The sequence below is a fragment of the Roseateles sp. GW821-FHT09H10 genome (assembly GCF_059415865.1).
Map to the genome: position 1 here is coordinate 602,374 of NZ_JBWKOB010000001.1, position 22,310 is coordinate 624,683.

General features: G+C 69.5%; 14 protein-coding genes and 1 tRNA gene. 7 read left to right on the top strand and 8 right to left on the bottom strand.

Annotation, left to right across the window (positions count from 1 at the left end):
* Nucleotides 1-3: 3 nt before the first annotated feature.
* The 5 genes from AC07OY_RS02680 to AC07OY_RS02700 are packed head-to-tail and all read left to right on the top strand — an operon-like array spanning nt 4 to nt 3,777.
* Nucleotides 4-648 carry an SCO family protein gene (locus AC07OY_RS02680; protein WP_495040974.1) on the top strand — a complete coding sequence of 215 codons (645 nt, stop codon included), beginning with the start codon at nt 4-6 and terminating at the stop codon, nt 646-648.
* The gene (locus AC07OY_RS02685) at nt 645-1,733 is read left to right on the top strand and encodes a COX15/CtaA family protein (protein ID WP_495040975.1); all 1,089 of its coding nucleotides are present in this window, start codon (nt 645-647) and stop codon (nt 1,731-1,733) included. Before AC07OY_RS02680 ends, AC07OY_RS02685 begins: the two co-directional genes overlap by 4 nt.
* Nucleotides 1,734-1,735: 2 nt before the next feature.
* The gene (cyoE, locus tag AC07OY_RS02690) at nt 1,736-2,641 is read left to right on the top strand and encodes a heme o synthase (protein ID WP_495040976.1); all 906 of its coding nucleotides are present in this window, start codon (nt 1,736-1,738) and stop codon (nt 2,639-2,641) included.
* Nucleotides 2,638-3,246, top strand: a complete 609-nt coding sequence (locus AC07OY_RS02695; RefSeq protein ID WP_495040977.1) for an SCO family protein — start codon at nt 2,638-2,640, stop codon at nt 3,244-3,246. Before cyoE ends, AC07OY_RS02695 begins: the two co-directional genes overlap by 4 nt.
* A 27-nt stretch (nt 3,247-3,273) precedes the next feature.
* Nucleotides 3,274-3,777 (top strand): OmpH/Skp family outer membrane protein, encoded by a 504-nt coding sequence (locus tag AC07OY_RS02700; protein WP_495040978.1) that lies wholly within the window; start codon nt 3,274-3,276, stop codon nt 3,775-3,777.
* A gap of 66 nt (nt 3,778-3,843) precedes the next feature.
* Here AC07OY_RS02700 and rpoH read toward each other — a convergent pair whose 3' ends face one another.
* From rpoH to AC07OY_RS02720, 4 genes are all read right to left on the bottom strand, one after another.
* Nucleotides 3,844-4,761: an RNA polymerase sigma factor RpoH gene (rpoH, locus tag AC07OY_RS02705; RefSeq protein WP_495040979.1), complete on the bottom strand. Its 918-nt coding sequence runs from the start codon at nt 4,759-4,761 to the stop codon at nt 3,844-3,846.
* A gap of 157 nt (nt 4,762-4,918) precedes the next feature.
* Entirely contained in the window at nt 4,919-5,419 is a 501-nt protein-coding gene (locus tag AC07OY_RS02710; RefSeq protein ID WP_495040980.1) for a chemotaxis protein CheW, read from the bottom strand.
* A gap of 31 nt (nt 5,420-5,450) precedes the next feature.
* Entirely contained in the window at nt 5,451-8,630 is a 3,180-nt protein-coding gene (locus AC07OY_RS02715) for a CHASE domain-containing protein (protein WP_495040981.1), read from the bottom strand.
* Nucleotides 8,627-11,188 (bottom strand): ABC transporter permease, encoded by a 2,562-nt coding sequence (locus AC07OY_RS02720; protein ID WP_495040982.1) that lies wholly within the window; start codon nt 11,186-11,188, stop codon nt 8,627-8,629. Before AC07OY_RS02720 ends, AC07OY_RS02715 begins: the two co-directional genes overlap by 4 nt.
* A gap of 79 nt (nt 11,189-11,267) precedes the next feature.
* Between AC07OY_RS02720 and AC07OY_RS02725 the strand changes: the two genes are divergently transcribed.
* Nucleotides 11,268-11,341 (top strand) — tRNA-Gly (locus AC07OY_RS02725).
* A gap of 171 nt (nt 11,342-11,512) precedes the next feature.
* Here the strand turns inward: AC07OY_RS02725 and AC07OY_RS02730 are convergent.
* The 3 genes from AC07OY_RS02730 to AC07OY_RS02740 all read right to left on the bottom strand — a co-directional run bounded on the left by AC07OY_RS02730 (nt 11,513) and on the right by AC07OY_RS02740 (nt 16,892).
* Complete coding sequence (locus AC07OY_RS02730) at nt 11,513-12,451, bottom strand: diguanylate cyclase (protein WP_495040983.1); 939 nt, start codon at nt 12,449-12,451, stop codon at nt 11,513-11,515.
* Nucleotides 12,448-15,060: a response regulator gene (locus tag AC07OY_RS02735; protein WP_495040984.1), complete on the bottom strand. Its 2,613-nt coding sequence runs from the start codon at nt 15,058-15,060 to the stop codon at nt 12,448-12,450. Before AC07OY_RS02735 ends, AC07OY_RS02730 begins: the two co-directional genes overlap by 4 nt.
* Nucleotides 15,061-15,209: 149 nt before the next feature.
* Complete coding sequence (locus AC07OY_RS02740) at nt 15,210-16,892, bottom strand: bifunctional metallophosphatase/5'-nucleotidase (RefSeq protein WP_495040985.1); 1,683 nt, start codon at nt 16,890-16,892, stop codon at nt 15,210-15,212.
* Between the two features lie 428 nt (nt 16,893-17,320).
* Between AC07OY_RS02740 and AC07OY_RS02745 the strand changes: the two genes are divergently transcribed.
* Nucleotides 17,321-20,689 (top strand): TonB-dependent receptor, encoded by a 3,369-nt coding sequence (locus AC07OY_RS02745; RefSeq protein ID WP_495040986.1) that lies wholly within the window; start codon nt 17,321-17,323, stop codon nt 20,687-20,689.
* Nucleotides 20,690-20,780: 91 nt separating this feature from the next.
* Here the strand turns inward: AC07OY_RS02745 and AC07OY_RS02750 are convergent, their stop codons facing one another.
* Nucleotides 20,781-22,265 carry an NAD-dependent succinate-semialdehyde dehydrogenase gene (locus tag AC07OY_RS02750; protein ID WP_495040987.1) on the bottom strand — a complete coding sequence of 495 codons (1,485 nt, stop codon included), beginning with the start codon at nt 22,263-22,265 and terminating at the stop codon, nt 20,781-20,783.
* Nucleotides 22,266-22,310 lie beyond the last annotated feature (45 nt).

The window sequence follows — 22,310 nt, forward strand, 5'->3', positions numbered from 1 at the left end:
CCCTTGAGCTTCGCGGTTCACAGCCTGCCCGACCCACGCACGTCGGCGCAGCAGCGCGTCGGCCGCTGGAAGATGCTGCTGGTGCTGGCCATGTGCGCGGCGCCGGTGGTGGCTTCCTACTTCACCTTCTATGTCGTCAAGCCCAGCGGCTCGGCCTATGGCGAGCTGATCGCGCCGGCCGTCGACATGCCCGCCGACCTGCCGCTGAGCGATCTGCAGGGCCGCGCTGTCGCACCGGCCTCCTTGCGCGGGCAATGGCTGCTGGCCGTCGTGCACGGCTCGGACTGCCCGGCCGCCTGCGAGCGCCAGCTCTTCGTGCAGCGGCAGCTCCGCGAGATGCTGGGCAAGGAGCGCGGCCGCCTCGACAAGCTCTGGCTGATTCCGGACACGGGCACGCCGCGCGCGGAGGTGCTGGCGGCCGTCAGCCAGAAGGGCGCCGAGGTGACGGTGCTGCGCGTGCCAGCCGACCGGCTTGCCGCCTGGCTCAAGCCCGCAGAGGGCAAGGCCCTGGGCGACCATTTCTACGTCATCGATCCCATGGCGCGCTGGATGGAGCGTGCCCCTGCCGAAGCCGAGCCGAAGAAGCTGCAGGCCGACTTGAACAAGCTGCTGAAGGCCAGCGCCTTCTGGGATCCGGCTGGCCGATGAACGAGATGCTGGTCCCCCTCGGCCAGGTCGCCGCCATCGGCGGCGCGGTCGCTCTCGGCCCGCTGATCTGGTGGCGCCAGCGCTCGCGCGACAGCAGCCCCACGGGCCGGCTGCGCGCGCTGACCCTGCTGACGCTGTTCCTCACCTTCGACCTCATCGTCTTCGGCGCCTTCACCCGGCTGAGCGACTCGGGCCTGGGCTGCCCCGACTGGCCCGGCTGCTACAGCGCCGCCAGCCCGGTGGGCGCGCATGCCCATATCGAGGCGGCGCAGACGGCCATGCCCTCCGGCCCGGTCACGCACACCAAGGCCTGGATCGAGATGCTGCACCGCTATCTCGCCAGCGGCGTGGGCCTGCTCATCCTGGTGCTGTGCGCGCTGAGCTGGAAGCTCAAGCGCCGGGCCGGCGAGGCCGCACCCTCGCCCTGGTGGCCGACGCTGTCCCTGGTCTGGGTCTGCATCGTCGGTGCCTTCGGGCGACTGACGGTCACCATGAAGCTCTTCCCGGCCATCGTCACCGGCCATCTGCTGCTGGCCATGCTGCTGCTGATGATGCTGGCCTGGCAGCGCGAGGCCTATGAGCCGCGGCCGCTTGCCGCACCGCCGTGGCTGCGCCGCGTGGCCGCCGGCGTACTGCTGTTGGCGCTGATGCAGGTGGCGCTCGGCGGCTGGGTCAGCACCAACTACGCCGTGCTGGCCTGCGACGAGTTTCCGACCTGCCATGGCGGGCAGTGGTGGCCGCATCTGGACTTTGCCCAGGGCTTCCAGCTCTGGCGTGACCTGGGCCTGCGCGCCGACGGCAGCCTGCTCGGCTTCGAGGCGCTGGCCGCCATCCACATGGCCCACCGCATCGGCGCCGCTTTCGTCTTCGTCGCCATCATCGCGCTGGCCTGGCTGCTGCGCCGGTCTGCCGCGAACTGGTCGCGCTGGCTGCTCGCCGCGGCGGGCTGGCAGCTCGTCACCGGGCTGTCCAATATCGTGCTCGACTGGCCTATCGTCGCGGCCCTTGGGCACACCGGCGGCGCCGCCGTGCTGCTGGCCCTGCTTACCACCTTGCTCGCGCGTCTCAAGCGCGTCGGATCCTGACCATGGCTTCCACGTCCACCGCCAGTGCCCTCGTGCACAGCCCGCGCTGGCAGCAGTTCTACCAGCTGACCAAGCCGCGGGTCGTCCAACTCATCGTCTTTTGCGCCGCCATCGGCATGGCCCTGGCCGTACCTGGCCTGCCTTCGCTGGATCAGGCCCTGACCATGCTGGCCGGCGTGGCCGGCATCTGGCTGGTGGCCGGCGCGGCCGCGGCCTTCAACTGCCTCATCGAGGACGGCATCGACGCGCGCATGAAGCGCACTGCCTGGCGCGCCACCGCCAAGGGCGAGCTGAGCCGCCCGCAGACCCTGGCCTTCTCGGCCCTGCTGTGCGGCATCGGCATGGCCCTGCTGGGCGTCTACGTCAACGTGCTGACCATGTGGCTGACCTTCGCCACCTTCGTCGGCTACGCCATCGTCTACACCGTCATCCTCAAGCCGACGACGCCGCAGAACATCGTCATCGGCGGCGCCTCGGGCGCGATGCCGCCGGTGCTGGGCTGGGCCGCGATGCGAGGCGACGTCGGCTTCGAGGCCTGGCTGCTCTGCCTCATCATCTTCCTGTGGACGCCGCCACACTTCTGGGCCCTGGCCCTGTACCGCGCCGAGGACTACGCCCGCGCCGGCCTGCCCATGCTGCCGGTCACCCACGGCAATGACTACACGCGGCTGCAGATCCTGCTCTACACCTGGGTGCTGCTGGCCGCCACGCTGCTGCCCTTCCTGACCGGCATGAGCGGCTGGTTCTACCTGGTCGCCGCCGTGGGCCTGGGCCTGGGCTTCTGCGCCTATGGCTTCAGGCTGTGGCGGTCCTATTCCGAGATGCTGGCGCGCCGGACCTTCTGGTTCTCCATCTGGTATCTGTCGCTGCTCTTCGCGGCCCTGCTGATCGACCACTACATCTCATGAACACCCGTCGTTTCGCGCTGGCCGTGCTGGCCGCCCTGTCACTCGCCGCCTGCCAGAAAGCCGGCCCCGACAAGCTGGCCTTCAAGGGCATCGACCTGACCGGCGCCGAGTACGCCAGGCAGCTGAACCTGACCGACCAGGACGGCCGTGCCCGTTCGCTGGCCGACTTCAAGGGCAAGGTGCTGGTGGTCTTCTTCGGCTACACGCAATGTCCCGACGTCTGCCCGACGACCATGGCCGAGGTGGCCGAGGTCAAGCGCAGCCTGGGCGCCGACGGCGACAAGGTGCAGGGTGTCTTCGTCACCGTCGACCCGGAACGCGACACGGCCCAGTTGCTGAAGGCCTATCTGGCCAGCTTCGACCCCAGCTTCGTCGGCCTGCGCGGCAGCGCCGAGCAGACCCAGGCGGCGGCCAAGGAGTTCAAGGTCTTCTTCGCCAAGGTGCCCGGCAAGACGGCCGAGACCTACACGATGGACCACACGGCCGCCAGCTTCATCTTCGACACCGAGGGCCGGGTGCGCGTCTACGCCCGCTACGGCTCGGGTGCCCAGCCGCTGGTGGACGACATCAAGCTGCTGCTGGCCGAAGCCAGGAAGTCGCCCTGAATCCGCAAGCCTGTCCAGGAAGGAAAGATGAAAAAAGCAATCACCATCGCCGCCATCGGCATCCAGGCGATCCTGCCCTGTGCATGGGCGCAGTCCCTGAAGATCGGCTTCGTGGACACCCAGCAGGTGCTGCAGGAGTCGGCACCGTCGAAGGCGGCGGGCGTGCGGCTGGAGGCCGAGTTCGGCAATCGCAGCCGGGAGCTGGCACGCCTGGACGCCAAGCTGCGCGAAGCCGGCGAGAAGCTGGAGAAGGACGCGCCCGTCCTGTCCGAGGATGAGCGCACCCGTCGCGCCCGCGATCTGGCGGGCCAGCGGCGCGAGCTGGAGCGCAAGAGCCGCGAGTTCCAGGAAGACGCCGAGCGCCGCCAGCAGGACGAGCAGCGCGTGATCAGGGACAAGTTCGAGAAGGCGGTGAAGCAGGTCTTCGTCGCCGAGAAATACGATCTGATCCTGCAGGACAACGCCAGATTCCACAGCCCGGCGATCGACATCACCAAGAAGGTGCTCGAAGCCATGGCCGCGCAGAAATAGCCGGCACTGAGCTGGCAACGAAAAAAGGCCCCGTGAGGGGCCTTTGTCTTTCGGGGGCGCGAAGAATCAGGCCACTTCGGTGAGCGCCTTCTTCATCTTCTTCATCGCTGCCACCTCGATCTGGCGGATGCGCTCGGCCGACACGCCGTATTCGGCGGCCAGCTCGTGCAGCGTCATGCCACCCGAAGCGTCGTCGTTCACCTTCAGCCAGCGTTCCTCGACGATGCGGCGGCTGCGCGGGTCCAGCACCTCCAGTGCGCGCTGGATGCCGTCGCCGGCCAGGGCGTCGCGCGAGCGGGCCTCGATGACGCGCGTCGGCTCATGGCTCTCGTCGGCCAGATAGGCGATGGGGGCGAAGCTCTCGCCTTCGTCGTCGGTCTGCGGCTCCAGGGCCACGTCGCCGCCCGACAGGCGGGTCTCCATCTCCAGCACTTCCTCACGCTTGACGTTCAGCGTGCTGGCGACGTGGGCCAGTTCGGCCTCGGTCAGCGTGTTGCGATGCGTCTGGCCCTCGGCCTGGTCGGCCTTGAGCTGGTGCTTCATCGAGCGCAGGTTGAAGAACAGCTTGCGCTGGGCCTTGGTCGTCGCGACCTTGACCATGCGCCAGTTCTTCAGGATGTACTCGTGGATCTCGGCCTTGATCCAGTGCATGGCGTAGCTGACCAGGCGCACGCCTTGGTCGGGATCGAAGCGCTTGACGGCCTTCATCAGGCCGACATTGCCTTCCTGGATCAGGTCGCCCTGGGGCAGGCCGTAGCCGACGTACTGGCGCGAGATGGACACGACCAGGCGCAGATGCGACAGCACCATGCGGCCGGCGGCTTCAAGGTCGCCCTTGTCGCGCAGGCTGCGCGCGGCGCTTCCTTCTTCCTCGGCCGTCAGCAGCGGCAGGCGGTTGACGGCGGAGATGTAGGCGTCCAGATTGCCCAGCGAGGGCACGAGGGCCCAGGGGTCGCGGACGGCAATGGCAGAAGAGGCGGACATCGTCATGAATCCTTGCTAGCCGCGGCGTGGGGTGCCGCGGTGATCAGGATATTAGCACTCTGGTTTGTTGAGTGCTAAGAATGACGATGCGTCAGCTGGAATGCAATGTTTCCAACGGTGAAACAGTCAGCGCCCGCTAACTTGTGGGGCGCCGAATTCAGTCAACCAGCCCGAAATCCGGGCTCTTGATCATGGCCTCGATGTCCAGCAGGATCAGCAGGCGGTCGCCGATCTTGCCCAGGCCGGTGATGAAGCGGGCGTCCAGGGCGGCCGGCACTTCAGGGCGGGGCTTGATCGCGTCGCCACTCAGTTCCAGCACGTCGGACACCGAATCCACGACGATGCCGACGATGCGGCCGGCCACGTTCAGCACGATGACGACGGTGAAGGCGTTGTATTCGCTGGCCTGGCCCAGGCGGATGCGCATGTCCAGGATGGGGACGATGACGCCGCGCAGGTTGACCACGCCCTTGACGAAGGCCGGGGCGTTGGCGACCCGCGTGGGCGCCTCGTAGGAGCGGATTTCCTGCACGCGCAGGATGTCCAGGCCATATTCCTCCTCGCTGATGCGGAAGGTCAGGAACTGGCGGCCATCGGTGCGGGCCAGTGCCTGCACGGCCTGGGCACCAGTGCTGGGAACGAGGTCGGTGGAGCTCATCGGGCGCTGCTGCTAAAGGGGAACTGGGGCCTCATTCTGCCCGCTCCGGGCCGCCCCCTGGCGCCAACAATTCGTCGACCAGGGCCAGCAATTCACGCACGTCCAGCGGCTTGGTCAGATAGTGCTGGGCGCCGGCGACCTGGGCCGCGGCAATCTGCTCGGGTTGGGCGTTGGCCGACACGACGACGACCGGCGGCAGCGTCCGGCCGAGATCCCGCATGCGGCTCAGCAGGGTCAGGCCGTCGCCGTCCGGCAGCTGCCAGTCCAGCAGCAGCAGGGCCGGCGGCCGCTCGTGCAGGGCATGCAGGCCGGCCTCGATGGTTGGTGCCACTTCCAGCTCGATGCCGGGCCGCTGCTCCAGGATGCCGCGCATGACCTCGGCATTGAGCGGGTTGTCCTCCACATAGAGCAGGCGGCGCTGGGGGCTGGCGCGCGGGCTGGTGGGGCCGTCGGGCCGCGCCTCCATGGGCAGGGCGGCGGCCGCGCCGCTGGCCGGCAGCCGCAGCACGAAGCAGGCGCCGGGCCCGTCGACGGTTTCAGCGCGCAGGCTGCCGTCCATCATCTCGGCCAGGCGCTGGCTGATGACCAGGCCGATGCCGGTGCCTGGCAGGCCGCTGCGCTCGCGGCCCAGGCGGTTGAAGGGCTGGAAGAGGGCGGCGCGCTGCTCGTCGGTGAGGCCCATGCCGGTGTCGCGCACGGCGATCTCGACCCAGCCGGGCTCGCGGCTGAACGCCTCGACGCTGACGCTGCCGCCCGCGCGGTTGTACTTGACCGCGTTGCTGAGCAGATTGGTCAGGATCTGCGTCACGCGGGTCGGGTCGCCGACCAGGCGCGCGGCCGCCGGGTCGACGCGCTGGCTGATGGCCAGGCCGCGCTCGGTCGCCTGGCCCTGCACCAGGGCCAGGGCGCGGGCCAGCAGCGGCGGCAGCTCCAGCAGGGCCGGTTCCAGGCGCAGCGAGCCGGCCTCGATGCGCGACAGGTCCAGGGTGTCGTTGATCATCTCCAGCAGATGCCAGCCCGCCTGGGCGATCTGCTGGGCGCGTACGCGCTGGCCCGGCGGCAGGGGTTCGCCGGCGTCCATCTGCATCAGCTGGGTGAAGCCGAGGATGGCGTTCATCGGCGTGCGCAGCTCATGGCTCATGCGCGACAGGAACTCGTTCTTGGCCTGGTTGGCGGCTTCGGCGGCCTCGCGGGCACGGTCCAGCTCCTCGATGCGCAGCTGGTCGGTGATGTCCTCGACGACGCCGACCAGCCGGTGCGGCCGGCCGTCCGCGCCGCGCAGCAGGCTGACCAGCACGCGCGCATGGGCCGTGCTGCCGTCCGGGCGGATATAGCGCTTGAGGCGGCGGTAGAAGGGGATCTCGCCGCGCATCAGCCGCCGCGCCAGGCGGATGTCCTCGCGGCGGTCGTCGGCATGGGTCACGTCGATGGAGCGCTGGCGCATCAGCGCCTCGGCCGAGTAGCCCGTCAGCTTGCAGAAGTGCGCATTGACCTCCTGGAAGCCGCCGTTCAGGTCGGTGAAGGCGATGCCGATGGGCGCCGTCTCGAAGATGCTGTGGAAGCGCTGCTCGCTCTGGCTCAGCGCGCGCTCACCCTGGGCGCGATTGGCGATCTCGCGCTCCAGCGCCGCCGTGCGTTCCTGCACCAGGGCCTCGACATGCTGGGTGCGGCCCGACATCAGCAGCAGCAGCGCGCCCACCATGGCCGTGGCCAGCAGGCCGACCAGGGCGAAGGCCCAGCTGCGCCCCGGCGGCGCCACGAGGCCGGGCAGGTCGTAGATGCGCACCTCCCACTGCCGGCCGCCGAACTCCAGCGGCATCTTGACGAGGGGCAGGTTGGCATCGTCGCCGCGCTGCACCGCCTCGCAGCCGCGGCGGCCGCCCAGGCGCGGGTAGGGAGCGCCGGGCTCCATGTCCACGAGGCAGGCGGCGAGATGCTCGGGCCATGTCGCGGCCAGGCGCGACAGCAGCAGGTCGGGGCGCAGCGTGGCGAAGACGACGCCGTCCAGGGCCGCCTCGCTGGGCGCGGCATTGCCGCGGTAAAGCGGTTGGTAGACGACGACGCCGACCGCCGTCTCCCGGTCCTGCGACAGCTGGAAGCCCGCCGATGCCACCGGCCGGCCGAGCGCGGTCGCCTTCTCGATGGCGGCGCGCGCGCCGGGAATGGTGCGCACATTGACGCCCAGGGCTGCGGCATTGCGCGACAGCGGCTCGATGAGGCGGATGGCCAGCATGTCCTCCTCGGGCGGCGGGAGCAGGTCGCCGGCCCGCAGCCGGTCGCGCGCCTGGTAGCCCCCCGGGAAGCCGTCGGCGGCGGCCGCGGCATTGAAGCGGTCGACGTCGGCGCGCGCCACGCGCAGGTTCAGGCCCAGCGCGATCAGCGGGCTGTCCTGCGTCAGGAAGCCGCGCGTGGCGCGGGCGAACTCGTCGCGCGTCGGCCGCGGCTTGACCTTGACCAGGCCGTGCACGCCCTCCAGCACCAGCAGCGGCTCGCGCAGCCGGCCCGCCAGGTCCTGGGCCGCGCTGGTGGCGTCGCGCGTGAAGTCGGCGCGGTTGCGCTGGCGGTCCCATTCCATCGTGGCGGCCACGCCCAGGCCGACCAGCAGCGTCGTCAGCAGCATGGGCAGGCCGACGCTGAAGCGCCGTGCATCCCAGGCCGAGCGCGGCTGGCCGATCAGGGCCAGCGTGATCGGCGTGGCGATCAGCACGCCCATCAGGTCGCCGGTCCACCACACCGTCCAGACCAGGGTGGCCTGCGGCGCCCCGATGACGCCGAAGATCTTCAGCAGCAGCGTCGCGCAGCTCGGGCTGATGCAGCCGGCCAGGGCCGCTGCGGCCAGATAACCCGCCACTTCGCGCGGCGAGGCCAGCACCAGCGGGCGGCCGCACCAGCGCCGCATCAGCAGCGTGCCGGCGACGGCCTGGGCGGCCGCACCCAGGCCTATGCCCAGGGCCAGGGGCAGCACGCCGCTGGTTTCGTTCATCGTCGTGGCCTGCACGATGAAGGACCCCAGGGCCACGGCCGGCGTGTAGCGCAGCCCCCAGACCAGCAGCACGGCCAGGCCCCAGCCGGCGGCCGGGTAGATGGGCGCCACCTGGTAGGGCGGCAGCACCATCAGCAGGCCCAGGCGGGCCAGCAGGTAATAGACGCCGACGACGGCCGCAGACAGCGCCAGATAGCGGCCGATGTCGCGGGCGCCGACGGCCTTCATTCGGCTTGCGCCTCCCGCAGCGTCTGCACGACCGGCCGTTGCAGCACGCCGCGCAGGCTCCACCAGCCGGCGCTCCAGGCCAGCAAGGCGCCGCAGAGGGCGCCGATGACGGGCACCCAGGGCTTGATCTGCCACTCGAACTCGAAGACGAAGCGCGCCAGCAAGGCCGCCAGCACCAGGGCCACGGCACCGGCCAGGAAACCGGCCAGGGCGCCGACGCCCAGCAGTTCGGCCCGCTGCACCTGGGCCAGCAGGCTGCTGGGCGCGCCCAGGGCCCGCATCAGCGCGAACTCGCGGGTGCGCGCCTCGCGCGTGCTGCCCACGGCGGCCAGCAGCACCACCAGGCCGGTCGCCAGCGTGAAGCCGAACAGGAACTGCACGGCCTGGATGACCTGGTCCAGCACGCCCTGCACCTGGTTGAGCTGGGCCGACACGTCGATGACGGTCAGGTTGGGGAACTGGCGCGCCAGCTCGCGGTCCAGCTTGGTGGCCGGCGGGCTGCGGTAGGCGGCGATCTGCGTGGCCGGCAGGTCGGGCAGATCGGCCGTTTCGAACAGCACGAAGAAGTTGACCCGCATCGACGACCAGTCAACCTTGCGCAGGCTGGTGATGCGGCCCTGCACCGGCTGGCCGGCGATGTCGAAGGCCAGGGTATCGCCGAGCTTCAGCCCAAGCGTCGTCGCCAGGCCTTCTTCCACGCTCATGCCCATTTCACCGAGCTTGGCCTGGCCCCAGCCGCCCGCGACGATCTGGTTGTGCGCCGGCATGGCGTCGGTGTGGCTGAGGTTGAACTCGCGCTCGGCCAGGCGCTGGGCGCGGTCCTCGCCGAACTTGCGGCCCTGCACCGCCTCGTTGTTGATCAGCGTGAGGCGCCCGCGGATCATCGGGTACCAGTCGTAGTCCTTCACGCCCGCCGTCGTCAGCGCCTTGCGGAAGGCCTCGCTCTGGTCGGGCTGGATGTTGATGACGAAGCGATCTGGCGCCGCAGCCGGCGTGGCGCGGCGCCAGCTGTCGATGAGGTCGGTGCGCAGCAGCACCAGCAGGGCCAGGGCCAGCAGGCCGACGGCCAGCGAGGCCACCTGCATGACGGCAAAGGCCGGCCGCGCGGCGACCTGGCGCGTGGCCAGCAGCAGCCAGCGCGGCACGCCGGCGCCGCTGACATTGACCGGCACCAGGCGGCGGAGCAGCCAGACGGCGGCCCAGGCCAGCAGCGCGAACAGCAGCACCGCACCGGCAAAGCCCGCGGCGGCGATGGCGCCCAGCTTCATGTCGCCGGCCAGCACGACGAGGATGGCCGCCAGGCCCGCGACACCGGCACCCAGCACGAGGATGGAGCCCGCCTTGGGCGCCCCCAGGTCGCGGCGGATGACGCGCAGCGGCGGCACGGCGGCGAGCTGCAACACGGGTGGCAGGCCGAAGCCCATCAGCAGCGACAGGCCCAGGCCCAGGCCCAGCAGGGCCGGCCAGACGCTGGGCGGCGGCAGGTTGACGTCGATGAGGCCGGCCAGCAGCGACACGAAGACCTGGTGCAGGCCCAGGCCGCCCAGCACGCCGACAGCGCTGGCGCTCAGGCCGGCGAGCAGGAACTCCAGCCCATAGGCCCAGGCGATGCGGCGCTGCGGCTGGCCGAGCACGCGCAACATGGCGCAGTCGTCCAGATGCCGTGCCGCGAAGTCGCGCGCGGCCAGGGCCACGGCCACGGCGGCCAGCAGGGCCGACAGCATGGCCACCAGGCGCAGGAAGCGCGCCGCGCGGTCCAGGGTCTGGCGCATCTCGGGACGGCCGGACTCCAGCGATTCCAGGCGCACGCCGCGCAGCTTGTCCTTCTCGACCAGCTGCTCGGCGCCCTTGACGAAATTGGCGACCGCACCCGGCGCGGCGCCCGGGCCGGGCACCACGGCCATGCGGTAGGTCAGGCGGCTGGCCGGCTGCACGAGCTTGGTCGCCGCCAGGTCGGCCTCGGCCAGCATGACGCGCGGCGCGAAGTTCATGAAGCCGGCGCCGCGGTCGGGCTCGGTCTCGATGAGGGCGGCGAGCTTCAACTGGGCATCGCCCAGCAGCAGCGTGTCGCCGAGCTTGAGTCCGAGGCCGTCGGCCACGGCCGGGTCGGCCCAGACCTCGCCGGCGGCGGGTGAGCCGCCGCGGCCGGGCAGGGCTTCGCGCAGCTTGATGGTGCCGCGCAGCGGGTAGCCGGCGCCGACGGCCTTCACGGCCACCAGCCGGCTCTCGCCGCCATGGGCCTCGTCGCTGCGCGCCATGCTGGGGAAGCTGGCGCTGCGCACGGTGGTCAGGTTCTGCGCGGCGGCCAGGTCGACGAGGGCCTGCGGTGTCGGCTGGTCGCTGGCGACGACGGCGTCTCCGCCCAGCAGCTGGGCCGCATCGCGGCGCAGGCCCTGGTCGAGGCGGTCGGACAAAAAGGCCACGGCGCACAGGGCGGCGACGGCGAGGGCCACGGCCAGCATCAGCAGCCGCAGCTCACCGGCTCTCCAATCCCGCAGCAATTGCCGCCAGGCGAGCAGCAGCGTGGCGGGCGGACGCGAAACAGCAGGGGACGTCATGCGCGCGACTGTAGCCGCGCGGGGGAGGGCCGGACATTGGTCAGATGCCGATTCCGCACCTGTAAACTCGCGGCCTATTGCGGGTGTAGTTCAATGGTAGAACTTCAGCTTCCCAAGCTGACTACGTGGGTTCGATTCCCATCACCCGCTCCAAATGCAGACGGCCCCTCTTCGGGGCCGTTCGCATTTGGATTGGGCGCTTGGGATGAGGCCCCACCGGGGTTCGCTCAAGGACAGCCAGTGGCTGTCCTTGGACGTGCCTGCGGCACGGGCCCGCAGGGCCGAGGAATCGGTCCGACCGATTCCTCGCATTCCCATCCCCCATCACCCCTCCACCCAACTCACCCTCCCCCTTCCCGCCGCCTTGGCGAGGTACAGCGCCTTGTCCGCCGCCTCCACAAGCCCCTGTCCCTGTGACCCGGCCGACACCCCCAGGCTGATCGTCACGCAACCTTCCACGCCCGGGTGCGCCAGCGACAAGGCCCTCACGGTGTCCTCCATCAGCTGAGCCACGCCGATGGCCCCGGCCAGATCGGTGTCCGGCAGCAGGCAGACGAACTCCTCGCCGCCATAGCGCGCCAGCAGGTCGGTCGGCCGCCGCAGGCAAGCCCGCAAGGCCGCAGCGACGCGCCGCAGGCAGTCGTCGCCCGCCAGATGCCCCAGCGCATCGTTGTAGCGCTTGAAGTGGTCGACATCGGCCAGCACCACGGCGAGCGGCGAGCGGGTGCGTTGCGACCGGCGCGCCTCGGCGATGAAGCGTTCGTCGAAATGCCGCCGGTTGTGCACGCCCGTCAGCCCGTCGACGAAGGCCAGCTCGCGCAGCAGGTCGGCCTGGGCCTTCAGCGTCAGCTGCGTCCTGACCCGCGCCCGCACGACGGTGGGATTGAAGGGCTTGGTGATGAAGTCGGCCGCGCCGGCGTCCAGCGCGCGGGTCTCGTCCTCGGGCTGGTCCTGCGAGGTGACGAAGATGACGGCGATGGAGCGCAGCAGCGGGTCGGACTTCAGCTCGGCGCAGAGCTGGTGGCCGTCCATGCCGGGCATCTGCACGTCCAGCAGCACGAGGTCGGGTTGGCGCTCGCGGCAGAGCTGCAGGGCGCGCGTTCCATCGGTGGCCATCAGCACCTGGCAGTCGCTGGCGAAGACGCGATGCAGGGCCTGGATGTTGACGGGCTGGTCGTCGACGATGAGCAGGCGTGGGCGGCGGCCCGGCGGCGCGTGGCCGGGCGTCAGCGGCGCCCGGTCGGGCAGGAAGAGCTGCATCATGTTGTGGCCTCCAGCGTCGTGCGCAGGCGGCGGCACAGCGTCAGCGCGGTGCCGAAATCCAGGGCCTCCATGGCGGAGTCGAGGGCGGCGGCGGTGTCCTCGTCGGCCTGCTGCCGCAGGTTTTCGCGCAGGCCCTGGTGGACGTCCAGGGCCTCCAGGTCGGCGCCGTCGAGCAGATCCGCCAGCCGGGCGACGCGCTGGGCCAGGCTGCCCGGCGCGGCGGGGCGGTCCTGCTCGGCCAGGCCATCGTGCAGGGCCTGGCGGGTGTGCAGGTCGGCGGCGAGGCGGTCCAGCGCAGCCAGGTCGGCCTGGCGGCGTTCGAGGAAGCGCCGGCGCCAGTCGTCGTCGGGCGCGGCGGCATGCTCGCCCTCGGCGGCCAGGGCCGCGAGTTCGCCGGCGCCGAGCATGGCGGCCAGGCCGCGATAGCCGTGCAGGCCGCGGGTGGCGGTGCGCCCGCCTTCGGCCAGGGCCTGGGCGAGCTTGCGGTCCTGCTCGTGCAGGGCGGCCAGGGTGCGCTCGAAGAGTTCGACGCGGCCGGACATGCGCGCCAGCGCCTCGGCCAGCGCGATGCCGGCGCGGCCAGCGTCGGCCAGCAGGGCCGGCGGCAGCTCGCTGGCGGGCGCTTTGGGCTCGGTGGGCGCCGCGCCGCAGCGTCGCCTGAGCACGGCGACGACGACGTCGGGATCGAAGGGCTTGCCAATGTGCTCGTCCATGCCGGCCTCCAGGCAGGCCTGGCGCTCGGCATCCAGGGCGCCGGCCGTCATCGCGATGACGGGCAGGGTGAGACCGAGCTGGCGGCGGATCAGGCGGGTCGCCGTCGTGCCGTCCATGACCGGCATCTGCACGTCCATCAGCACGGCGTCGAAGCCGCGCCGGCCGCGCGTCTGGGCGAGCAGGGTCAGGGCCTGCTGGCCGTCGCCGGCCAGGCTGACCTCGGCGCCTTCGAGCTCGAGCAGCTCGCGGGTGACCTGCTGGTTGCTGGGGTTGTCCTCGACGACGAGCAGGTGCAGGCCGGCCAGGCGCTGCGGTGCCGGCTCGGGCGCATCGTCCGGGCTGCAGCGCGCCTGGATGGCCGCGCCGACGGCCTGGCTCAACATGGTGGCGGTGATGGGCTTGACGAGGAAGCCGTCGAGCAGGGCCTGCTCGGCCGCGCTGCGCTGGGCCAGGCGCTCGCGGTCGTGACTGGTGACCATCAGGATCAGCGGCTCCGGGCCGAGGCGCTGGCGCAGGCGCACGGCGGTCTGCCAGCCGTCCATGCCGGGCATGACCCAGTCGAGCAGCACGACCTCCGGCGTGCCGCTGGCGATGAGTTCCAGTGCCTCGGTGCCGCCGGCCGCCAGGCGCACCGTCCAGCCCAGGGACTCGGCCAGCGCGCCGATGACGCGGCGGGCTTGCGGGTGGTCGTCGATGACGAGGGTCTGCAGGGCCTGGCGGGGTGCCGAGGCCAGCTCTTCGGCAGGCAGGGGAAAGCTCAGCGTGAAGCTGAAGCAGCTGCCCTGGCCGGGCGTGCTGTCGACATGGATGTCGCCGCCCATCAGGCGCACCAGGCGGCGGCTGATGGCCAGGCCCAGGCCGGTGCCGCCGAAGCGCCGTGCCGTGGACGCCTCGGCCTGGGCGAAGCCCGTGAAGATGCGCTGCTGCTGCTCGGGCGCGATGCCGATGCCGGTGTCCCGCACGGAGAAGGCGAGCACGATGCTGGAGGCGCTCTGCGACACCCGGCTTATGCCGAGCACGACCTCGCCGGCCTGGGTGAACTTGATGGCGTTGCCGGCCAGATTGATGAGGACCTGCTGCAGGCGCAGCGCGTCGGCCAGGATGACCGGGGGCAGGGCGGGGTCGAGGTCGAACAGCAGTTCGAGCTCGCGCTTGTCGACATTGGCGGCCAGGATGACGGAGAGGTCGCGCAGCAGCTCGTCCAGGCGGGTCGGATGCGGGTCCAGGCCGAGATGGCCGGCCTCGATCTTGGAGAAGTCGAGGATGTCGTTGAGCAGGCCGAGCAGGCCGCGGGCGGCGCCTTCGCTCTTGACGGCGTAGTCGCGCTGGCGGGCGTCCAGCGGCGTCTTCTGCAGCAGGCGCAGCATGCCCAGCACGGCGTTCATCGGCGTGCGGATCTCGTGGCTCATATTGGCCAGGAAGCGCGTCTTGGCCTGGGAGGCGCGCTCGGCGGCCAGCCGCGCCTGGGCCTGCGGCGTCAGGTCGAGGACGGTCAGCACCAGGCCGCCGTCTGGCAGGGGCGCTGTGCGGGCCTCGATGAGGCGGTCGCCGGTGCGGTAGGTCTCGAGGCGGTTGGCGCGCTGGTCGCGGCCCAGGGCCAGGGCGGCGTCGACGGAGGCGCGGGCCTGTTCGCCCTGGCCGTAGTCGCCACGGGCGGCGAAGAAGAGGATGAGGTCGTCGAAGCGCAGCGGCGGCTCTTCGAACAGCGAGGCCGGCACATTGAGCAGGCGCTCGAATTCGGCGTTGTGCACGAGCAGCCGGCGCTCGGCATCGAAGACGGCCAGGCCGCAGGGCAGATGGGCGATGACCTCGCGGATCAGCGGGCTGGGCGCGCGGCTCGACGGGGGCGAGGCCGCAGGGCCGGCCCGAGGCTCGGCGTCAGCGCCAGCTTGCATGTCCCATGCCATCGCTCCCCCGAACCGATGTCGCCCGGCCAGCATGACCGGGTGCTTCGAGTCTAGGACGGGCCCGTCAGGGCGCCGGGCCGGGGTCGCTACAAGAAGTTACAGGTTTGCCCTAGTGCGCTGTCCGAGGGGCAGCCTGCTCATTCCCTGACGATGCGGCCGGGCGCAGCCTGGGCCAGGGCCTGGGGGTTGTCGCGCAGCAGCTCGACGAGGGCGTCGATGTCGACACCGAGCACGGCGCGGTCGCGGCCGTGCTTGAAGCCGCCGCCTTCATCACCGCCTTCAGAAAGGAAGTTGTTGATGATGACGCGGTAGTTGCGGGCGGGATCCACGGGCTGGCCGTTGATGCGGGGGGCCACAAGCTCGGCGACGCCGTCGGCAGTGGCAGCAGGCCGCCAGCGGTAGCGCAGCGTGGATGAGGTCTGCAGCATGCGCGGCGAAGCATTCGCCTTGGGCAACTGGCGCCGCAGGATGTCCAGCAATTCCTGGCCGGTCAGCGTCACCGCGACGACGTCGTTGCCGAAGGGCTGGATGGCCAGCAGGTCGCTCATCGTGGTCGGCCGGTCAGCTTTCACGACGAGTTCGGCGCGAATGCCACCCTGGTTCATGAAAGCCACATCGGCGGGCCCCTGCTTGCGGGCGAAGGCGAGCTGGCTGTCGGCGATGAGGTTGCCCAGCGCGGAATCGCCGTGAGGGTCCTTGGGGTAGCGCGAGGCGCCTTGCGTCAGGGTGGCCACCGGCTTGTTGCGCGCCGCGGCGGTCATGGCGGCGGCCTGGGCGACCAGGGCGGCCAGGGCCGGGTTGGGGGCGTAGACCGATTGCAGCACCGGATGGTTGACGGCCTGGGCGTCGATGACCTTGCCGGCCGCATCGAACTTGAGGTGGCTTTCGGTGATCCAGCCGCCGTAGCTGCCGGCCTGAACGACGAGGCGGCCGTCGATCTTGCAGGTGTAGGCCTGGTGGCTATGGCCGCCGATGATGATGGCGTAGGCCGGGTCCAGGCGCTTGGCGATGTCGTGCACGCGGCCGGTCAGCGTGGGGCATGTGTAGGTCGGGTCATTGGCGCCAGCATCCCGTCCCTGGACACCTCCCTCATGCATGACAGCGACCAGGACTTGCGCCCCTTGCGCCTTGAGCTGAGGGACGAGGGCGTTCAGCGTGTCGGCCTCGTCGGCGAAGCGGATGCCCTTGATCGCCCGGGCGACGATGACGCGGGGTGTGTCAAGGGTCGCCACGCCGGCGATGCCGACCTTCAGTGCGCCGGCCTGCTTCAGGATGTGGGTCGGCAACAGCGGCTTGCCGGTGTTGGCATCCAGCACATTGGCGCCGAGGTAGGGGAAGCCGGGGCCCTTGTAGTCGGGCCACAGGCAGCCATTGGGGCCGCACTCGCCGCGTGCCTGGCGCAGCAGCTCGGGCAGGCCGGCGTCCAGTTCGTGGTTGCCCAGGGCGCTGGCGGCGATGCCGAGCTGGGACAAGGCGGCCAGCGTGGGCTCGTCGCGCAGCAGGTTGGACATCAACGGCGACGCGCCGATCAGGTCGCCGCCGGCGACGATGAGGGCGTCGGGATGCTTGGCCTTCAGGGCCGCCATGGCCGTTGCCAGATGGGCCACGCCGCCGGCGGGCTGCGCCTTCACGACACCGTTGGCGTCCGGCAGCCGAGGCAGCAGCGGCACCGGATCGGCCGGCTGGATGTTGCCGTGGAAGTCGTTGATGGACAGCAGCGTCAGCTCGGTCGGGGCGGAGGGGCGCTGCGTGGCGCAGCCGGCGAGCAGGGCGCCCAGCACGAGGCCGGCGCCGAGGCGGAAGGAGTGGGGGAGGGCCATGACGTGAGGGGCTTGAAGAAGCCGGCGATCTTAGAAGTGGCTGTGTTGCGCGAGTTTGTCGCGGTTTTGCGACAGGCGCCCAAGGTGGTTGCGAGGTTTACATTGATGAAAAAATGCACCAGTACGGTGCAAATGCGGCCCGCAGCAGTGGAGAAATCATCGGCAACAGGGTGAAAGACGGCCGTTGTCGCGGCCGCGCGACGCACTGTCGCAGTGCTTCTTCCCAGGCGTCGAGGTCTAAAACGGGCGACTTCTGACTTACCCGTAAAGTTCTGTCACAGAAAGTCATGACAATCCCGTCACCGTTGCGGCCGCGCCCTTTTCCGGCGCCGCAAAACGCGACCGCGGTGAGCGCTTCATGACGCTTCCGTGACGACTTTCGACACATCAGCCGCGTGCCAGCCGCGCGCACAACAGGAGTGATTGGGATGAGCAACAGGTTTGGGTCCGGATTCCCGCTGTCGGCGCTGTGCGCTGCCGTGGCCATCGTGGCCGCCGCGCCGGTGATGGCGCAGAACACGACGTCTGCCATCGGTGGTCAGGTCATTGGGGCTGACGGCAAGCCGATGAGCGGTGCCTCCGTCACCATCTTGCACCGCGAGTCGGGCTCCACCAACTCGGTGACGACGGACGGCGAAGGCCGCTTCTCGGCCCGCGGCCTGCGCGTCGGCGGCCCCTACACCGTGACGGCAGTCAAGGGCGCCGACCGCGAAGTCCAGAACGACGTCTACCTGGCCCTGGGTGAAACGCTGAACCTCGAGCTGCGCGTGCGCGGCAGCAACGTGCTGGAAACCGTGGTGCTGACCGGCGCCTCTTCCGGTGGCGCCGCCAAGTTCGACAGCAGCACCATGGGTGCCGGCACCAACCTGAACCGCCAGGAACTGGCCGCCTACGCGTCCATCTCGCGCAGCCTGCAGGACTACGCCCGCAACGACCCCCGCGTCGCCCAGTCCGACAAGGGCAACGGCGAAATCACGGTGGCCGGCCAGAACGGCCGCTTCAACACCGTCACCGTCGACGGCGTGAAGGTCAACGACACCTTCGGCCTGGAACTGAACGGCCTGCCCACGCTGAAGCAGCCGATCTCCATCGACGCCATCCAGGCCGTGCAGGTCAACGTCTCCAACTACGACGTCACCCAGCAGGGCTACACCGGCGCCAACATCAACGCCGTGACCAAGTCCGGCACCAACGAGTTCACCGGCAGCGTCTACTACGTCTACCGTGACGAGAAGCTGACCGGCGACCGCTATGACCGCGCCCGCAACGTCACCTTCCGCACGCCGGGCTTCTTCGAGAAGATGTACGGCTTCACGGCCGGCGGCCCCATCATCAAGGACAAGCTGTTCTTCTTCGCGGGCTACGAAGAGCTCAAGAGCAGCCGCAGCGTGCCGGCCTTCGGCCCGATCGGCAGCGACAGCGTCAACGTCGGCATCACACAGGCCCAGATCCAGGCGGCCGTCGACCTGGCCAAGAGCAAATACAACATGGACGTCGGCAACCTGTCGACGCCCAAGGGCGTGGAGCTGGTCGCCAAGGACACGCTGCTGAAGCTGGACTGGAACGTCAGCGACAACCACAAGGTCAATGTCCGCTACACCAAGTCGGAAGAAAGCAATCCGATCTTCCCGAACTTCACCGCCAACCAGCTGTCGCTGTCGTCGGACTGGTACACCCAGGTCAAGACGCTGGAGACCGTCGTCGGCCAGTGGTTCGGCGAGTGGACGGACAGCTTCTCCACGGAGCTGAAGGTCTCGCAGCGCGACTACAAGAGCGATCCGAAGAACAACAGCGACCTGCCCCAGGTCGGCCTGATCTGGACGACCGCAGCCCCCGCCGGCACGGCCACCGGCAACCGCACGCTGACCTTCGGTACCGAGCAGAGCCGCCACTTCAACAGTCTGCACACCAAGACCACCAACGGCTACTTCGCCGGCAACTGGTTCCTGAACGACCACGAGATCAAGGGCGGCGTTGACATCGAGCGCAACCAGATCTTCAACGCCTTCCTGCAGAACACCAAGGGTGTCTACACCTTCAGCGGCAGCGATCCGATCGCGCTGTGGAACGCTGGCGTGCCGACGTCCTACAACGTGCAGCAGCCGCTGGCCGGCAGCACGCTGCAGGACGGTGCCGCCAACTGGAGCATCGGCAACATCGGCCTGTTCGTCCAGGACACCTGGAAGATCAACAAGAAGCTGAACCTCGTCGCCGGCGTGCGCGTCGACACGCTGGACGTCGGTGACAAGCCCAAGTTCAACGCCGCGGCATCGGCACCGATGACCATCGGTGCCAACGGCCGCCAGGCCGGTGGCTTCGGCTACGACAACAGCTACACGCTGGACGGCCAGAAGGTGGTGCAGCCGCGCTTCGGCTTCAACTACCAGTTCGACCCCGTCGACAAGCTCAAGACCCAGCTGCGCGGCGGCTTCGGCCTGTTCATGGGCTCCTCGGCGTCGGTCTGGCTGACCAACCCCTACCAGAACACCGGCGTTGCGACGGCCAACTTCAGCTGCGGCGCGGGCTCCACGCCCTGCTCGTCCATCCAGTTCTCGGCCAACCCGAACGCCCAGCCGGGCATCGTGGGTACGGCTCCGGCGGCCAACGTCGACTTCGTCGCCCCGGGCGTGAAGCAGCCGACGGTCTGGAAGATGAACCTGGCGCTGGACAAGGAACTGCCCTGGTACGGCCTGGTGGCCGGTGCCGAATGGCTGCACACCGAGGTCGACAAGGGCCTGTACTACAACTACCTGAACCTCGGCCCGGTGACGTCCACGTCGCCGGTCGACGGCCGTGAGATGTACTACAACGCCGCTGGCCGCAGCCCGCTGTGCTACGCCGGTGGCAATGACTCCAGCCCGAGCAACTGCGGTCGCCTGACGAAGTCGCTGAACAACCCCGGCTACAACAACGTCACCGTGCTGAAGAACACCAGCAAGGGCGATGGCGACGTGCTGACCCTGTCGCTGAACAGCCCGAACCGCACGGGCTTCGGCTGGGGCGTGGCCTACACCTTCACCCGCGCCACCGAAGTCAGCGGCCTGACCTCGTCGACCGCCAACTCCGGCTGGCTGAACCGCGCCGTCTTCAACCCGAACGAGGAAGTCGCGGCCAACTCGGCGACGCTGATCCGCAATCGCGTGACCGGCAACATGAACTGGTCCAAGGCCTTCTTCGGCAAGTACAAGACGACCTTCGGCATGTTCTACGAAGGCCGCACCGGCCATGCCTACAGCTGGACGTTCAACAACGACGTCAACGGCGACGGCGTCGCCGGCAACGACCTGCTCTACATCCCGAAGGGCCCGGGCTCCGGCGAAGTGCTGTTCCGCTCGACCAACACGGGCGGTACGCTGAACCAGGCTCAGCTCGACAACCTGATGGCGACCACCTCGGCCTCCGCTGAAGCCAAGTTCTGGTCCATCGTCGATGCCAACCCGGGTCTGCGCAATTCCAAGGGCGGCGTCGTCGGCCGCAACGCCTCGTTCTCGCCCTTCGTGAACAGCTTCGACCTGCGCGTCAGCCAGGAAGTCCCCGGCTTCTTCGGCAACAACAAGGGCTCGATCACGCTGGACATCCTGAACTTCGGCAACCTGATCAACAAGCGTTGGGGCCGTATCAACGAAGTGGGCTTCGGCACGGGTGGCGCCACCCGCCGCTGGGTCAACTACGGCGGTATCGATCCTTCGACCGGCAAGATGATCTACGCCGTCAACGATCCGGCCGACTACACGACCAAGCAGAACCGTGGCGAATCGCAGTGGGCCATGCAGCTCACCGCCAAGTACGAGTTCTGATCGACAGAGCAGTAAAGCAGGACCGCCTTATCGGTCCTGCCAAAGCAAAGGGGCCCCAAAAGGGCCCCTTTTTTGTTGCGGCTTGCGGAGGCTACTTCTGGATGTCGCCCAGGCAGAGGTACTTGACCTCGACGTAGTCCTCGATGCCCTGGCGTCCGCCTTCGCGGCCCAGGCCCGATTGCTTGACGCCGCCGAAAGGCACCTCGGCTGTCGAGATCAGGCCGGTGTTGATGCCCACCATGCCGTATTCCAGCGCCTCGCCGACGCGGAAGATGCGGCCGATGTCGCGGCTGTAGAAATAGCTGGCCAGGCCGAACTCGGTCGAGTTGGCCAGGCGGATGGCGTCCTCTTCGGTCTGGAACTTGAAGATGGGTGCGACCGGGCCGAAGGTCTCCTCGCGCGAGCACAGCATCTCCGACGTGGCGTCGGCGAGCAGGGTCGGCTCGAAGAAGTTGCCGCCCGCGGCCTCGATGCGCTTGCCGCCGGTCAGCAGCTTGGCGCCCAGGGCGATGGCGTCGGCCACATGGGTCTCGACCTTGCGCAGCGCGGCGTCATCGATCAGTGGGCCGACGTTGATGCCGGCTTCAAACCCGTTGCCCGTCTTCAGCGCGCCGACCTTGGCGGCGAACTTCTCCAGGAAGGCGTCATACACACCGGCCTGCACATAGATGCGGTTGGCGCAGACGCAGGTCTGGCCGGCGTTGCGGTATTTGCTGGCGATGGCGCCGTCCACGGCCGAGTCGAGGTCGGCGTCGTCAAAGACGATGAAGGGGGCGTTGCCGCCCAGCTCCAGGCTGAGCTTCTTGATGGACGGCGCGCACTGCTTCATCAGGATGCGGCCGACCTCGGTGGAGCCCGTGAAGGACAGGTGGCGCACGACGTCGCTCTCGCACAGCACCTGGCCGATCTCGATGGATTGCTGGGAATCGGCCGTCAGCACGTTCAGCACGCCGGCCGGCATGCCGGCCTGCTGGGCCAGCTCGGCCGCAGCCAGCGCTGTCAGCGGCGTTGCCTCGGCCGGCTTGATGATGACGGTGCAGCCGGCGGCCAGGGCCGGCGCGACCTTGCGCGTGATCATGGCCAGCGGGAAGTTCCACGGCGTGATGGCGGCGCAGACGCCCATGGCCTGCTTGATGACCAGATAGCGCTTGGTAGGGTCGGTGGTCGGGATGGTCTCGCCATAGACGCGCTTGCCTTCCTCGGCAAACCAGTCGAGGAAGCTGGCGCCATAGATGACCTCGCCGCGGGCCTCAGCCAGGGGCTTGCCCTGCTCGGCCGTCATCAGCCGGGCCAGGTCGTCGGCATGCTTGACCAGCAGCTGCTGCCAGCGCATCAGCACTGCGGCGCGCTCCTTGGCGGGCTTGGAGCGCCAGGCATTCAGCGCATTGGCGGCGGCGGCTATGGCGCCTTCCGCTTCGGCACGGCCGAGGTTGGGCACCTGGGCCAGCTCGCGGCCCGTCGCCGGGTCGGTCACGGCGAACAGAGCGCCCGAGCCGACCCATTCCCCGTTGATCAGGGCCTGGGTGCGCAGCAATCCGGGGTTTTCCAGCGCCTCCAGCGGCGAATTCGCGTCCATCTAGGTTCTCCAATCGAATTGAGGGGCACTCTACCCGGGCAACGT